Below are 15750 nucleotides of genomic sequence, written 5' to 3'. Positions count from 1 at the left end.
CCGCGAGGCGAGCGGAACTGACCGACCGGACGGCCGGGGGAGGCAACGTGGACGACTATGCGGGACGGGTACTCGCCGACCGCTACCGCCTGCCGCTGCCGCCCTCCGAGGAGTACGAACTCACCGAGACCCGGGCTTTCGACACCTACAGCGGGCAGGAAGTCCTGGTCCGGCAGGTGCCGTTGCCGGAGGTCGTCGAGGCCGAGGTGCTCGACGCGGAGGGGCTGCCCGAGGGGTTCACGGCGCGTGAGCGCAGAGGCGCCGGGCGGATGCCCGGCGCGCGCGGGGGCGGGAGCACACGGCGGCCCGCCGACCCCGTCGTACGGCGGGCGGTGGAGGCGGCGCAGGCCGCGGCGAGCATTCCCGACCATCCCCGTCTCGACCAGGTCTTCGACGTGTTCGCCGAGGGCGGTTCGCTGTGGATAGTGAGTGAGCTGGTGGCCGCGAGGCCGCTCGCCGCGCTCCTCGCCGAGCAGCCGCTGACCCCGTACCGGGCGGCCGAGGTCGCCTCCGACGTACTGATGGCCCTGCGGGTGCTGCACGCGCACGGCTGGATCCACCGGAACATCACCGCGCGTACCGTCCTCGTCTGCGACGACGGGCGGGTCATGCTGACCGGGCTGGCGGTCGGGGCGGCCGAAGAGGCGCTGTGCGGGTACGACCCGGTGCCCGTGGAGGAGACGGAGACCGGGAGGGGGCCGGCGGCGCCCGTTCCCGCGTCTGCGCGGCCGACGACTCCCGCCCCCCATCCCGGAACCGGCGGTTCCGGCGCCGTCGATCCCGAAGCCGCCCGGCGGGCCGCCATCGAGGCGCGGGCGGCCGGGGGGCTGCCGGGTCCGGCGGGTGAGCCGGCGAGCGGGAGTGGGGCGTCGGGTGCGGTGGCCCGGAGGGCGGCCGTGGAGACCGGCGAGGACATCCGTGCCGCGCGGGCCGGGGCGATCGCCGCGTACCGGGCCGGGGCACGGGCGGCGGCCCGGGTGCAGGAGGCCCAGGAGGCCCAGCAGAACGGCCGGGCGGCCCTGCCCGGCGCCCGCACACCGGCCGGGAACGACAACGGAACCGTGACGGCCTCGCCGTACGGCGCGCCCACCGGGAATCCCCCCGGCCAGGTCGCCGATCCCTACGGCGTACAGGGCGCGCCCGCGCCGAGTCCGGGTGCCGGCCCGCACCCGGCCGTTCCCGTTCCTGTTCCCCTGCCCGGCCAGGCTGCCGGGGCCCGTTGGGACGATCTCGTCGCCGCCGCACCCGGCGGTGCCCCCGCACGTCGTGGTCCCGCCACCGCGCTCGCCGCCGAACGCGCCCGGCAGGCGCGGATGGCGGTCGTCGGCCCCGTCACCGAGCGGTGGGCGCCCGAGCAGGCCGGCCCGGTGCACGAGAACTGGCAGCTGGCCGCGCCGATCGGTCCCGCGACCGATCTGTGGGCGCTCGGCGCGCTGCTCTTCAGGGCCGTACAGGGACACGCGCCCTACCCGGAGGAGTCGACGGCGGACCTGGTGCAGATGGTGTGTGCCGAACCGCCCGCTTTCGCCGAGGAGTGCGGGCCGCTCAGGCCGGTCGTGGAGTCGCTTCTGCGCCAGGACCCCACCGAGCGCCTCGACTTCGAGGAACTGCGCGGCTGGCTGCGCTCGCTGGTGCGGTCCGCGCCGGAGCCGGAGGCGGGGACGTACGTCGTCGCCGCGCCGCCCGACCCGCGCCGGCTGCCGATCGTGCGCCGCAAGGGCGAGCTGGTGCGCAGGCGGCGCGCCGGGCTGCCCGCGACGCACGGACGGCACAAGCGGTCCCGGCAGGAGACGGGCCGTTCGCCGCGCAGCCTGGGCCGCACCCTGCTGGTGCTGATACTGCTGTTGCTGGCCGGGGCCGTCGCGTACGCCGTGATGTTCATGCCCAAGGCCGGCGAGGAAGGCGCGGCCGGAACCGGCGGCACCCGGGCGACCGGGGCCACCGCCACCCCACCGGCCGGCCAGGCGCCCGAGGCGAGCAGCGAGCCCCGGCCCGACCAGACCTCGCCGGGCGGCAGCACCGGTGCGGAGGCCACCGAGACCCAGACCGGGTCCGGCTCCGGCGTCGCCGACGGCTTCACCCTGCGCAAGGATGCCGCCGGTTTCCGGATCGCCGTCGCCAACGGCTGGGGCCGCACCGGAAAGAACGGCCGGGGGCAGGTCGTGTACGCGCAGGGCGACTTCGAGCTGATCGTCGTACCCGGACGCGACAGCGCCTCCTCGTACGGCAGCGACCCGATGGCCTACCAGCGGGAGAAGGAGAGCGAACTGCAGCCGTACCGCGACTCCAGCTGGGCGACCGCCTCCGGGCTGCGGACGACGACGGTGGGCACGCGGACCATGGCCGAAGGCCAGTTCACCTGGACCGACGGCGGGCGCGAGCTGTACGTCCGCAACCTGGCGATTCTCATCGGCGGCCGGTACCACATCGTGCAAGTGAGGGGACCCGAGGCCGAGCGGGACGAGGTCACGCGGCTGTACGAGCAAGCAGCGGCCACTTACCAGTACACGGGCTGAGCAACGCCGTTCCTCCTTGATTCCCGCATGGCTTCTCCATGGTTCCCGTGCGGCCCCGCAAGCGACAACCGTCACAGTGGTGTCACCTTGGTACCCCGCTGGTTCCCCGGACGCGGCCCGGTCTTTACGCTGACCCTGTCAAGACCATTGCGGGGCAACGTGAATCAGATGCAGGGCCTGCTCCTCGCGGGCCGCTACCGGCTCGCCGACTCCATCGGCAGCGGCGGCATGGGCCGGGTGTGGCGCGCCCACGACGAGTTGCTGCACCGGGGCGTCGCCATCAAAGAGCTGACCGCCGCGCTCTACGTCTCCGAGAGCGAGCAGGCGATCCTGCTCGCACGCACCCGGGCCGAGGCGCGCGCGGCCGCACGGATCAACCACTCCGCCGTGGTCACCGTGCACGACGTACTCGAACACGACGGCCGGCCGTGGATCGTGATGGAGCTCGTCGAGGGCCGTTCGCTGGCCGACGCGGTCAAGGAGGACGGGCGGATCGAGCCCGTCGAGGCCGCCCGGATCGGCCTGTGGGTGCTGCGCGCCCTGCGCGCCGCGCACTCCGCCGGTGTCGTGCACCGCGACGTCAAGCCCGGCAACGTCCTGCTCTCGCACGACGGCCGCGTCCTCCTCACAGACTTCGGCATCGCCCAGATCGAGGGCGACACGACCATCACCCGCACCGGAGAGGTCGTCGGCTCCGTCGACTACCTCGCCCCCGAGCGCGTACGCGGCCAGGACCCCGGCCCGTCCTCCGACCTGTGGGCGCTCGGCGCGACGCTCTACACGGCCGTCGAGGGGCGCTCGCCGTTCCGGCGCACCTCGCCCCTGACCACCCTGCAGGCCGTCGTCGAGGAGGAGGCCGCCGAGCCGCGCCACGCCGGCCCGCTCGGCCCCGTCATCACCGCCCTGCTCCGCAAGGACCCGGCCACCCGCCCCGGCACCGCCGAGACCGAACAGCTCCTCGCCGAGGCGGCGGAGGGCCGCCGCCCGAGCGGGGCGCAGGCGTTCGTGCCGACGCAGTACGCCGGACCGGGCCCGTACGGCGGACCCGACCGGGGGACGAGCGGTACGGGAGGTACCGGGGCCCCGTATGCGCCCGCCGGAACGCCCGTCAGGCCCGTAGTACCCGCGGTGGGGGACGCGCCGACGCCGGCACCCGGAGCCACCGGCCCGACCGCCTTCGGGCCCGCGCACCCCGGCGCCGCATCCGCTCCGGCCCCGCGCCGTCGCCGGCCGCGCACGCTCGCGCTCGTGGTCGTCCTCGCCGCGTTGGTCGGCGGCGGTACGGCGGTGGCCTTCCAGAAGTGGGACGCGAGCCGGGGGACGACCGGCGGGACCGCCTCCGACTCCGCCTCCCCCTCGCCCAGCCCCACCGCGTCCGGCACGGGCGGCACAGCCGGCTCCTGGACGCCGATCAACGACCCGCTGGGCTTCGGGCTGTCGCTTCCCGACACGTCCTGGAAGCGGTCGGTCTTCCAGGACGACGGCGACCTCAAGCAGATCGACTACAGCCCCGACGGCGGCGAGCACTTCGTACGCATCGCCCTCGACACCTCGCCCGACTACGACGACCCGTACGCGCACCAGAAGGGCCTCGAACAGCAGCTCCAGGGGTTGGTCGACTTCCACACGGTCACCATGGAGAGGAACGACTACCGCGACCGCGAGGGCTCCGAGTGGGAGTGCACGTGGACCGCGCAGCCGAAGGACACGGAGTTCCCCGGTCCGCGCCGGGCGATCGAGGAGACGTACATCTCCCACGACGGCACGGAGTACGCGATCTACATGTCCTCCCCGGCGAAGGACTGGGCGACGACCGCCAAGCAGTTCAAAGCCGTACTGCAGAGCTGGCGGGAACCCGGCGCCTCCTGACGGGGGGTTGGCCGGTCGGCGACCCGGAGGCGGGGCGTCCGTTGGTGCATGATGGGGCGCATGGGGACCGAGGGGGACGCCGTCCGGGTCATCGCGGGCCGCTACCGGCTGGAGGCGAGACTCGGGCGGGGCGGCATGGGCGTGGTGTGGCGTGCCACGGACGAGCTGCTGGGACGGCGGGTCGCGGTCAAGGAGCTGGCCCAGGACGACACGCTCTCCGCCGAGGAGGCGCGCGGCCGCCGCGACCGGACGCTGCGCGAGGCCCGCGCCGTCGCCCAGCTGAGCCACCCGCACATCATCGTCGTGCACGACGTCGTCGAGGACGGCGAACGCCCCTACATCGTCATGGAGCTGATCGACGGGGGCTCGCTCGCCGACCGGATCGCCGCGCACGGCCCGCTCGACCCGCAGGAGGCGGCCCGGATCGGGATCGCCCTGCTCGGCGCCCTGCACGCCGCGCACGAGGCGGGGGTCCTGCACCGGGACATCAAGCCCGCGAACGTCCTGCTCGAACGCGACAGCGACCGTGTGGTCCTCACCGACTTCGGCATCGCGCAGGTCGCGGGGGCCACCACCCTCACCGAGACCGGGTCGTTCGTCGGCTCGCCCGAGTACACCGCGCCGGAGCGGATGTCCGGGGCCCGCACCGGCCCCGAGTCGGACCTGTGGTCGCTGGGCGCGCTGCTGTGCACCGCGCTGAGCGGCGAGTCGCCGTTCCGGCGCGACTCCTTGGGCGGCATCCTGCACGCCGTCGTCATCGCCGAGATCCGTACGCCCCCGCAGGCCGCGCCGCTCCTGCCCGTCGTACGGGGCCTCCTCGAGCGCGATCCGGAGCGGCGGCTGGGCGCGGCGGAGGCGGAGCGGATGCTGCGCGCCTTCCGGGACACCGGGCGTACGCCGCCGGTGACGTCCGGGTACACGCCGACCCAGGAAGAACTGCCCCAGCGGAGGCTGTCCCAGCACGGGCAGGCCCAGCAGGCGTTGTTCCAGCCGGGGTTGCCCCCGCAGGGTCAGTCTCGGTCGCCTGTGGATCCGCCCGTCCGGGAGCGGTCCACGCGGGGTGTGCTGATCGCCGCTCTGCTGGTCGCCGCGATGGCGGGCGCGGGCGTGTCGGCGGCGGCGCTGCTGGTGAACCGGGACGGCGAGGGGGGTGGTCCAGGAGGTTCCGCCACGAGCTCGGCGCCGCACGAGTCGACGAGCGCGGCGGTGAGTCCGTCGGCGAGCGGTACGCCGAGCCCCACGGCCGCCTCGCGTACGCCCGCGCCCTCTCCGACGGCCACGCACGCCCCCACCGCCCTCCCCACCCCCGCCTCCGACGACCGTCCCACCGCACCCTCGGGCTACCGGGTCGCCGACGACCCGGCCGGGTTCTCCCTCTCCGTGCCGGACGGCTTCACGCGCGTGCCGCAGGGCGAGCGGGTCTTCTACATGTCACCGGGGCAGACCTTCCGGCTCGGCATCAAGATCACCGACCCCGAACCGGACGGCCCGCTCGGCGTGATGCGGCGCGCGGCCGCCAAGGGCCCGGACACCAACCCCGGTTACCACGACGGCAGGGTCACCGAGACCACGCACGCCGGAAACCCCGCCGCGCTCTGGGAGTTCACCTGGGACGGCTTCAGCGCGGCGGAGGGCTCCCGGCACACCTACGACCTGTGCTGGGAGGAGGGCGGGCGGATGTACGACGTGTGGGTGTCGGCACCGGTCGGGAAGGTGCGGGAGGCGCGGGAGTACTTCGACGTCGCGGTCGACACGTTCGTGACAGGGTAGTTTCGGTTCTGCGGTGGATACCGGCCTGCCCGGCGCGATATGGATGGACGCATGAGTCACAACGGGGGCGTGGGCCACGAGTCCGACGAGACGACGAGTTTTGTTCTGCAACCGCCGAACCCGAGACCGGCCGCGGTTCCGGCACAGCCCGCCCCCGCGCAGGAACCCGGTGTCGGGCGGCTCATCGCCGGGCGCTACCGGCTGCTGGCCAAGCTCGGGCACGGTGGCATGGGGACGGTGTGGCGGGCCAAGGACGAGACGGTGGACCGCGAGGTCGCCGTCAAGGAACCCCGGGTGCCGGACCATTTTCCCGAACGTGAACGGGCCAACGCCTTCGAGCGGATGCGGCGCGAGGCCCGGGCGGCAGCCCGGCTCGACCATCCGGCCGTGGTCACTGTGCACGACGTCGCCGTCGTCGACGGCCGGCCCTGGATCGTGATGGAACTGGTCCACGGCCGTTCGCTCGGCGACGCGCTCCAGGAGGGCACGCTCGGCGCGCGCGAGGCGGCCCGGATCGGACTGGAGGTGCTGGGCGCGCTGGAGTCGGCGCACGCGGCGGGCATCCTGCACCGGGACGTGAAGCCGGACAACATCCTCCTCGGCCGCCACGACCGGATCGTCCTCACCGACTTCGGCATCGCCCAGATCGAGGGCGAGACGAATCTGACCGACACCGGCGGTTTCGTCGGCTCACCCGAGTACATCGCGCCCGAGCGGGTCCTCGGCCAGCGTCCCGGACCGGCGTCCGACCTGTGGTCACTCGGGGTGGTGCTCTACGCGGCGACCGAGGGCGTGTCGCCGTTCCGCCGCAGCAACACGCCGGCCACCCTCCAGTCCGTCCTCAACGCCGCGCCCGCCCCGCCTGCCGCCGCGCACGGCCCGCTGGCCCAGGCGATCAACGGGCTGCTGGAGAAGGACCCGGCCCGCCGCCCCGGCGCCGCGCGGGTACGGGCCCTGCTGGAGGCGGCGGCCAAACCGCCCGCGCCGCAGCCGACGGCGCAGCCGACGCAGGCCGTCCGCCAGGCGGAGGGTGCCGCGGGGCGGCGCCGGTTCGGCCGTACGGCGTGGATCGGGGTCGGGGCCGCGGTCGTCGCGGCGGCGGTGACGGCGTATCTGGTGCTCGCCGATCCGTTCGCCGGACCGCTGCCGGACGGCTGGAAGACGCGTCACGAGAAGGACGTCACCGCGACCCTCGCCGTGCCCGGCACCTATGTGCGGAGCGAACCGGAGAAGGAGGACCGGGACGACCAGCACTGGGTCAGCTACACCGACCCGAGCGGTGCGATCTCGGTCGTCCTGGAGGTGTTCCGCAGGGCGGAGGACACGAGCAAGGAGATCAAGGCCTCCGCGGCGGCCGAGATGTACGCCGACGACGGGGACTTCAAGGAGTCCGGCAGCTACGAACTCGACATGCCGAAGGCGCCGCGCACCCGCACCGACGACAACGCGAAGTACCGGAACAGACCGGCCGCCGAGAACACGGTGGTCTATACCACCGACGACAGTGCGGACCCGAGCCTGCGCGAGCTGAGGATCTTCTACTACAAGTCGACCACCGGTGACATGTACAAGCTGCTGATCGGGTATCCGGGCAAGGGCGATTTCACCGGGCGTGGCCGCGAGGTGGCCCGGACGGCGATCGCGAACCTGGACGTCGACAAGCTGTAGGTCGTGGTAGGCATGGGGGCATGAGCAACGACGGTGACGCCGTAGGCGCCAAGGACCGTACCGTGGGCGGGCGTTACCGGCTGCTCGAACGGATCGGCTCGGGCGGGATGGGCACCGTCTGGCGGGCCCATGACGAACTCGTGGACCGCGAAGTCGCCGTCAAGGAGCCCCGGCTGCCCGGCGAGCCGGGGGACGAGGCCCACCGCAGGGCCGCCCACCGGCTCTACCGTGAGGCCAGGGCCGCCGCCCGCGTCGACCATCCGTCCGCCGTCTCCATCTACGACGTGGTGGTGGAGGACGCGCAGCTCGATGCCGTCGGGGACGGACTGCCCTGGATCGTCATGGAGTTGATCCGTGGTGAGTCCCTGCACGAGGTGCTCGGGCGGGGGCCGCTCGACCCCGCCGAGTCCGCCCGCATCGGCCTCGCCGTCCTGGGCGCACTGCGTGCCGCGCACGCCGTCGGCATCGTCCACCGCGACGTCAAGCCCGCCAACGTCCTCCTCGGCGCGCACGGCCGCGTGATCCTGACCGACTTCGGCATCGCCCACATCCAGGGCGAGGAGCCCCTCACCGCCACCGGCGAGTTCATCGGTTCCCTGGACTTCATCGCCCCCGAGCGCATGTCCGGCCGCGGCGCCGGCCCCGCCTCCGACCTGTGGTCCCTCGGCGTCCTCCTCCACACCACGACCGAGGGCCGCCCCCCGTTCCGCCGTGCGACCCCGGAATCCACCCTCACCGCGATCCTCACCGAGACCCCGCCCACCCCCGAAAACGCCGGCCCCCTGACCCCCCTCATCCTCCGCCTCCTGTCCCGGACCCCGGAACAGCGCCCGGAGGCGGACGAGGTCGCGGCGGTGCTGGAGGCTGTGGCCGAGGGGCGGGGGGCGGTGTCGTCCGCTGTGGGCGCCGTCGCCGCCGTACCGGAAGCCGGGCCGGGGCTGCCCGCCGGGCCGGAGGCCGTACGCGCTGCCGATCCGGCAGCGGCGCCATTGCCGGCCGCTGCCGTCACCGCCGTACCGGACCCGGCGCCGGCGCCGCCCGCCACGTCGGAGTCGGTGTCCGCCGCCGCGTCGGATCCGGGCCTGTCTCCCGCGGCCGTGCCCGGCCGTCCGGAGGCGGCGCCGGTGTCGGTCCCGATGCCCTCGCCCGGCTCGGCGTACTCCGGCGGCCCGACCGTCTCCCCCGAGCCGCCGAAGCCCCCCGCCCCCCGAATACCCGCCCCCGCTCGCCTTCGTCCCAGCGGGCTTCGGCCCCTGTCCCTCGCCCTGCTCGCGGCGCTGCTCGTCGGCGGGGTCTGGGCGGTCGAGGTGGAGTGGGGCGAGTCGGACCGGGGGGCGATCACCGAGTGGACCGGGCGGTATACGGCGGCCCCGGAGCCCACGGGGTTTCCGTCGCCCTCCGACTGGGTCGCCCACGACGAGGCCGCCATGGACGCCGTGCTCTCCGTCCCGTTCGGCTACGAGGCGTCCGCCCGGCAAGGTGGCGCCGACGCACAACCGCGGCGGGCGGTCTACTCGGACGGGCCCATCGACGTGCGCCTCACCCAGTGGGACAAGGCCCCCGCCGCCCCGATGGCCCGGGCGGCCGAGGCGCACGAGACCTGGACGGGCCACGACCGGGACGCGCGCACCCAGACCACCCGCACCAGCTTCCACGGCTACGAGGCGGCCCTCGCCGACACCACCTACGGCCTGGACAAGACCCCGACCCGCGTCATGCAGCTGTTCGTCCGCACCGACGACGGCCGCATGTACGAGCTGCGCGTCGACATGCCGAAGGGGACGCCACGGGAGAAGCAGGGCACGTCCGTGTTCAAGGGGGCACGTGACCGCCTGAAGATCGAAAGCCCCTGAGACCTGGCACTCGACGCCCTGATCAGCAGGTTCGTTGCCAGTGAACACTGGCGTCGTGTGTGCGGTCGGTGAATGCCCATTACCGGCGGGTACCCAAAGTCCTCCCCGCGTCATACCCTGCGCGTCATGACGGACTCGCAGGCCCCGGAAGTGACCGGCACCAAGACCACGGCCGGTACGAACCCCCTCGCCCCCACCCCCGTCGGCGTCCGCACCGCCGCCGACGTGGTCACCCCCCAGCTCGTCGCCCAGCTCACCAAGGGCGTCGTCGGCTCCGGCCGTACCGCGAACCACACGCCGTTCACCGGCGAGAAGCTCGCCGACCTGCCCGAGTCCACCCCCGACGACGTACTCCAGGCCTACGAGACGGCCCGCGCCGCGCAGGCGGTGTGGGCACAGACGCCGGTGCGGGAGCGGGCCGCCGTCCTGCTCCGCTTCCACGACCTCGTCCTCGAGCGCCAGGCCGAGGTCCTCGACCTCATCCAGCTGGAGACCGGCAAGGCGCGGCTGCACGCCCACGAGGAGGTGCAGGCCGTAGCGGTGGCGGCGCGGCACTACGGCCGCAGGGCGGCCGCCTATCTGAAGCCGAAGCGGCACGCCGGCGCCATGCCGACCCTGACGAAGGTCACCGAACTGCGCCACCCGCGCGGTGTCGTCGGCCAGATCGCCCCCTGGAACTACCCCCTGGAGCTGTCCGTCGGCGACGCGCTCCCCGCGTTCGTCGCGGGCAACGCGGTGGTGATGAAACCGGACACCGAGACCTGCCTGACCGCCCTGTGGGCCCGTGACCTGCTCATAGAGGCCGGGCTGCCCGCCGACGTGTTCCAGGTCGTCCTCGGCGAGGGCCCCGTCGTCGGCCCCGAGGTCGTCAAGCACGCCGACTACGTCTCCTTCACCGGCTCCACCCGCACCGGCCGCGAGGTCGCCCAGGGCGCCGCCGCCCGTCTGGTCGGCGTCTCCCTCGAACTCGGCGGCAAGAACGCCATGCTGGTGCTGGACGACGCCGACATCGAGAAGGCGGCCGCCGGCGCCGTCCGCGCCTGCTTCTCCTCCGCCGGCCAGCTCTGCATCTCCATCGAGCGGCTGTACGTCCACGAGTCGGTGGCGGACGCGTTCCTCGAGCGCTTCGCCACCCGCACCAAGGGCATGCGCCTCGGCAACTCCCTCGCCTACGGCGCCGACATGGGCTCCCTGGTGGGGGAGCGGCAGCTGGAGACCGTCACCCGCCATGTCGAGGAGGCCGTGGCCAAGGGCGCGAAGGTCGTCGCCGGCGGCGTCGCCCGCCCCGACATCGGCCCCTACTTCTTCGAGCCGACCATCCTCGACGGCGTCACCGAGCCCATGGCGGTGTGCACGGAGGAGACCTTCGGGCCGGTCGTCTCGATCTACCGTTTCACGACGGACGACGAGGCGATCGAGCTCGCCAACTCCACGCCGTACGGCCTGAACTCCTCGGTCTGGACGAAGGACGCCCGCCGCGGCCGCGAGGTCGCCGCCCGGCTGCGCACCGGCACGGTGAACGTCAACGAGGGCTACGCGCCCGCCTACGGCAGCGTCCAGTCCCCGATGGGCGGCATGAAGGACTCCGGCCTCGGCCGCCGCCACGGCTCCGAGGGCATCCTCAAGTACACGGAGGCCCAGACGGTGGCCCAGCAGCGACTGCTGCCGATGGCACCGGCACTGGGCATGACCGACGAGAAGTACGCCGAGTTCATGAGCACGAGCCTGAGGGTGATGAAGGCACTCCGGCTGCGCTAGGGGGCGTTTCGAAAGTCCCGCACAGCACCCACGGCGCCCGGCACGCCCTCTCGCCGCAGCGGCCGAAAGCGCAAGTACGTCCAGTACGAGGGCTTCCGTCCGGCACACCGAGAGCACGCACCGGACACCGCGGGCACCGCACATGACTTTCGAAACACCCCCTGGTGCCGTGACCGGGAAGGTCCACCGGCTCGCGCACACGTCGCCTGCCGCGGCACCAGACACCACCCGTTCTCAACGAGGAGAGCCTGTGTCCCAGGACACCTACGACTACGACGTCATCGTCGTCGGATCCGGCTTCGGCGGCTCGGTGACCGCCCTGCGCCTGACGGAGAAGGGCTACACGGTAGGTGTCCTGGAGGCCGGCCGCCGCTTCACCCGCGCCACCCTCCCCAGGAACTCCTGGGATCTGAAGAACTACCTCTGGGCCCCCAAGCTCGGCATGTACGGCATCCAGCGCATCCACCTGCTGGGCAACGTCATGGTCCTGGCCGGCGCGGGCGTCGGCGGCGGCTCCCTCAACTACGCCAACACCCTGTACGTCCCGCCGAAGGCCTTCTTCGACGACCCCCAGTGGCGGGACATCACCGACTGGCAGGAGGAGCTGGAGCCGTACTACGGCCAGGCCCGCCGTATGCTCGGCGTACGGCTCAACCCCACCATGACCCCCTCCGACGTGCACCTGAAGGCGGCCGCCGAGCGGATGGGCGTGGGGGACACCTTCCACATGGCCCCGGTCGGCGTGTTCTTCGGCGACGGCGAGGACGCGGACGGTCGGATCAAGGCCGGGCCGGGGGAGCGGGTGGCCGACCCCTACTTCGGCGGCGCGGGACCCGACCGCAACGCCTGCACCGAGTGCGGCGAGTGCATGACCGGCTGCCGCCACGGCGCGAAGAACACCCTCAACGAGAACTACCTCTACCTGGCCGAGAAGGCGGGCGCGGTCGTGCACCCCCTGACGACGGTCGTGTCGGTCACGGACGACTCGCGGGGCGGCTACGCGGTGGCGACCCTGCCCACCGACGACCGCCGCAGGGCGAAGGGGCGGACCTTCAGGGCCCGCAGGGTCGTCCTCGCCGCCGGGACCTACGGCACCCAGACCCTGCTGCACCGTATGAAGGCGAACGGACAGCTTCCCCATCTGTCGGACCGGCTGGGCGACCTGACCCGCACCAACTCCGAGGCCCTGGTGGGCGCCCAGACCGACGACCGCCGCTACCGCAGGGCGACGGGCCGGGCGAGGGCCGACTTCACCCGCGGCGTCGCCATCACCTCCTCGATCCACCCGGACGAGAACACCCACATCGAACCGGTCCGCTACGGCAAGGGCTCCAACTCGATGGGCGGCCTGTCGATCCTGCAGGTGCCGTACGCGGAGGGTTCGTCGAGGGTGGCCGGCTGGCTGGCCAACGCCGTCCGCCACCCCCTCCTCGTCCTGCGTTCGCTCTCCAACCGGCGCTGGTCGGAGCGGACCATCATCGGCCTGGTGATGCAGTCGCTGGACAACTCGCTGACGACGTATCTGAAGCCGGCGGGCGTGGGCAAGGGCCTGCTGACCGCCCGCCAGGGGCACGGCGCCCCCAACCCCAAGCAGATCAGGGCCGCCTCGGAGGCCGCCTCCGCGATCGCCGCCGACATCAACGGCTTCGCCGGCTCCAACGTGGGCGAGCTGATGGGCACCCCGCTCACCGCCCACTTCCTCGGCGGCTGTCCCATCGGCGACTCCCGCGAGACCGGCGTCATCGACCCGTACCACCGCCTCTACGGACACCCCGGCATCTCCGTCGTCGACGGCGCCGCGGTCTCGGCGAACCTGGGCGTCAACCCGTCGCTGACGATCACCGCGCAGGCCGAGCGGGCGATGTCGTACTGGCCGAACAAGGGCGAGGCGGACCCGCGGCCCGCGCAGGGGGCGGGGTACGAGCGTCTGAAGCCGGTGGAGCCGCGTGAGCCTGCGGTCCCGGCGGACGCGTTCGGCGCGCTGCGGCTGCCGTTCCTGGGGACGCCGACGGTGCCGCCGAAGAAGCGGTGAACGCGGCAAGCGAAAGGGACCTGCACCCCCCTCCGAGCGCAGGTCCCTTCGCTGGTCTGCGGTGTGTTACGCGTGCGCGCCCGTCTTGCGGCGGCGGACGGTGAACACCGCGCCCGCACCGGCCACGACGGCGACGCCGCCGAGCAGGCCGATCATCGGGAGGGTGGAGTCGGCGCCGGTGGAGGCGAGGCTGCCGCTGATCGGCTTGGCGCTGCCCTGGGGCTTGGTGCCACTGCTGGGCTTGTCGCCGTTGGGCGTGGCGTCACCGGAGTCGCCCGTGTCGCTGCCGGCGGCGAGGATCTCGACGTCGTAGAAGTCACCGTTGAAGTGGCAGTCGGCGTCGTCGCCCACGTAGATGGCGTCGCTCATCGCGAACGACGAGCCCGCCGGGGCCGACGCCTTCACCTTCACCCGGAGGTCGAGGGTCGCGGAGGCGTCCTTCTCCAGATCGTCGAGCAGGGCCACGAAGGAACCGGTGACGTTGACCGTCTTGCCGTTCTCGTCCTCGTAGGAGTCCTGGTAGGCGTTGGTCCACTTGCCGTCCTCCTTGACCTGGATGACGGCGAGTCCTTCGGAGAGCCAGACGTCTTCGTTGTCCTCGTAGTCCAGGAACGTGGTCATGTAGACGTTCTTGAGGTCGGCGTCGCCGTTGTTCTCGACGACGTAGGTGAAGTCGTGCCAGCCGGATCCCGCGACGATCTTGCTCGGCAGCCCGTTGATCGTGGCCGAGAGGTTCTCGTCAAGGTCCAGGGACCTGCAGTCCGAGGGGTCGAACGAGTCGTCCGCACTGGCCGACGAACTCGAGGAGGACGACGCGGACGAGGAGGACGAGGACGACGCGGACGAGGACTGGGAGCTGGAGGCGGACGCCGAGCTCGACGACCCCTGGGTCTGCGACGACGTCGAGGGGGACGTGGTGTCCGACGAGGACGCGGACGCGCCCGAGGTCTCCGACTGGGACGGGGCGGAGGTGGTGTCCTGCGACTCGGTGATGCTCGCGGTCGGCGAGCCGCTCCCCTCCGCGAAGGCGGCGGGCGCGGACAGCAGTGCCAGGGGCGCCATCGCGGCCGTCGCGGCGGCGGTGACCAGAGTGCGGCGAAGCTTCATGAAGACCTCGGACATTCAGTTCGGGGGAGGCCTTCCGCGAGTGTGGGGCGCGGGAGTGACCCTTGTTTCGGTAGGTGTGACCCGCGAATCCTGTGAACAGTTGTCTTCGCCTCACAGACTCTTTATATGAACTGGATCACATCCGCGATGGCCGGCGGGCGAGGGCATGAAGAAGGGCCCCGCGGCGCGGGGCCGCGGGGCCCTTCTTACCGTCAGCACCGGCGTCAGGGCAGCGCCGGTGCCTGGGAAGCGGCGCCGGGGGGTGCGCCGCCTATTGGTCTAGACCTCTGGCAGTCATGCGGGACAATGCACGCAATGCGCTTGTCCAGGAAGGGACTTGGGGCTGTTGTGGGGCTTTCTACGCATCGTGCTGGATGAATGCGGCGCCCGCAACCGTTTGATCCGGCCCTTGTGCATTTTTGCCATTCCGCCGGTCGGCCCCGGGCGTCCCCGAGGCCGACCGTTTCTCTTGGGTGACCGGGCTGCTGTCCCCTGCCGTCCGGTCACTTCCCTGGAGCGAGGTCCCACGGCGCACGGCACGATCCGTCCGCCTCATCGCTCCAGTGAGCCACGCGTGGTTCTTCCGGGCCCGCCCCTGGCTGGAACGGACACCGGGACCAACGAAGCGTGCCCACGGCGGTCACGCGCCGTACGGGTGAGAGGGGGCCCGAACTCAGATGCGACCCCGGCACAGTTCGAGGAGCGTCATCGCGAGGGCCGTACCCGGCTTGCCCAGCGCGTCCCTGTAGTGGCCGAGGACCTCCATCTCCCGCGAGAGGTTCACGCGCCGGCCGCCGGAGGTGATCCGGGCCTCCTGGACGACGGCGGAGACCGCCATCCGTTCCTGGATCAGCCCGATGATCCGGTCGTCGAGGGCGTCGATCCGCTCACGGGCACCGGTGATCACGTCGGCGGCCTCGGGGGTGCGGGCGCCGGTCATGTCGAGGGCGGTCATAGGGGGCTCCTCATCCGAAGGGTGGGACGCCCCGGAACGGCGGGATCCGGAAAAACGCCAGGCGCCCCGGACCTTGTCGGCCCGGGGCGCCTGGGAAGTCGCTTGTCAGTTGCTCAAGCAGCACGACCATGGCAGCCGGTGGGCCGGATGCCATAGGTAAAGAGGAAGGTCGGGAGCTTGCGCATGGCGCCAGTATGCCACGGGAGGATGTCGGCGCGTGCC

The 15750-nt window shown here is 72.7% G+C and carries 8 protein-coding genes and 1 pseudogene; 7 read left to right on the top strand and 2 right to left on the bottom strand.

The window, feature by feature from the left end; all coding sequences use genetic code 11:
- Window positions 1-47 precede the first annotated feature (47 nt).
- The 7 genes from ACIBVL_RS18195 (at window position 48) to ACIBVL_RS18165 (ending at window position 13466) form a co-directional block, all read left to right on the top strand.
- Window positions 48-2516 carry a protein kinase gene (locus tag ACIBVL_RS18195; RefSeq protein WP_399098440.1) on the top strand — a complete coding sequence of 823 codons (2469 nt, stop codon included), beginning with the start codon at window positions 48-50 and terminating at the stop codon, window positions 2514-2516.
- A 168-nt stretch (window positions 2517-2684) separates the two neighbouring features.
- Window positions 2685-4385, top strand: a complete 1701-nt coding sequence (locus ACIBVL_RS18190) for a serine/threonine-protein kinase (RefSeq protein ID WP_399098183.1) — start codon at window positions 2685-2687, stop codon at window positions 4383-4385.
- 60 nt (window positions 4386-4445) lie between these two features.
- Window positions 4446-6155 (top strand): protein kinase, encoded by a 1710-nt coding sequence (locus tag ACIBVL_RS18185; RefSeq protein ID WP_399098181.1) that lies wholly within the window; start codon window positions 4446-4448, stop codon window positions 6153-6155.
- Window positions 6156-6206: 51 nt separating this feature from the next.
- The gene (locus tag ACIBVL_RS18180; RefSeq protein ID WP_399098179.1) at window positions 6207-7823 is read left to right on the top strand and encodes a serine/threonine-protein kinase; all 1617 of its coding nucleotides are present in this window, start codon (window positions 6207-6209) and stop codon (window positions 7821-7823) included.
- A 20-nt stretch (window positions 7824-7843) separates the two neighbouring features.
- A complete protein-coding gene (locus ACIBVL_RS18175; protein ID WP_399098178.1) occupies window positions 7844-9676 on the top strand; it encodes a protein kinase in 1833 nt (610 codons plus the stop codon).
- Window positions 9677-9802: 126 nt separating this feature from the next.
- On the top strand, window positions 9803-11434 hold the full coding sequence (locus ACIBVL_RS18170; protein WP_399098177.1) for a succinic semialdehyde dehydrogenase: 1632 nt from the start codon (window positions 9803-9805) through the stop codon (window positions 11432-11434).
- A gap of 250 nt (window positions 11435-11684) precedes the next feature.
- Window positions 11685-13466, top strand: a complete 1782-nt coding sequence (locus tag ACIBVL_RS18165) for a GMC family oxidoreductase N-terminal domain-containing protein (protein ID WP_399098175.1) — start codon at window positions 11685-11687, stop codon at window positions 13464-13466.
- Window positions 13467-13532: 66 nt separating this feature from the next.
- Here the strand turns inward: ACIBVL_RS18165 and ACIBVL_RS18160 are convergent, their stop codons facing one another.
- Together ACIBVL_RS18160 and ACIBVL_RS18155 are read right to left on the bottom strand one after the other, a co-directional pair.
- Window positions 13533-14588: an LPXTG cell wall anchor domain-containing protein gene (locus ACIBVL_RS18160; protein WP_399098174.1), complete on the bottom strand. Its 1056-nt coding sequence runs from the start codon at window positions 14586-14588 to the stop codon at window positions 13533-13535.
- Window positions 14589-15246: 658 nt separating this feature from the next.
- Window positions 15247-15537, bottom strand: a pseudogene (locus ACIBVL_RS18155) (chorismate mutase); the annotation flags it as partial.
- Window positions 15538-15750: the final 213 nt, after the last annotated feature.

It is taken from the genome of Streptomyces sp. NPDC049687, assembly GCF_044465285.1.
In the GTDB taxonomy this organism is placed as follows: Bacteria; Actinomycetota; Actinomycetes; order Streptomycetales; family Streptomycetaceae; genus Streptomyces.
Note: the sequence above shows the minus strand (reverse complement) of the source record. Positions and strands in the feature narration are given on the sequence as shown.

Bases quoted from the DNA above. Each gene is read 5' to 3' on its own strand.
- ACIBVL_RS18185 (WP_399098181.1), top strand. From the start codon at position 4,446: ATGGGGACCGAGGGGGACGCCGTCCGGGTCATCGCGGGCCGCTACCGG.
- ACIBVL_RS18175 (WP_399098178.1), top strand. From the start codon at position 7,844: ATGAGCAACGACGGTGACGCCGTAGGCGCCAAGGACCGTACCGTGGGC.
- ACIBVL_RS18170 (WP_399098177.1), top strand. From the start codon at position 9,803: ATGACGGACTCGCAGGCCCCGGAAGTGACCGGCACCAAGACCACGGCC.
- ACIBVL_RS18160 (WP_399098174.1), bottom strand. From the start codon at position 14,588: ATGTCCGAGGTCTTCATGAAGCTTCGCCGCACTCTGGTCACCGCCGCC.
- ACIBVL_RS18180 (WP_399098179.1), top strand. From the start codon at position 6,207: ATGAGTCACAACGGGGGCGTGGGCCACGAGTCCGACGAGACGACGAGT.
- ACIBVL_RS18190 (WP_399098183.1), top strand. From the start codon at position 2,685: ATGCAGGGCCTGCTCCTCGCGGGCCGCTACCGGCTCGCCGACTCCATC.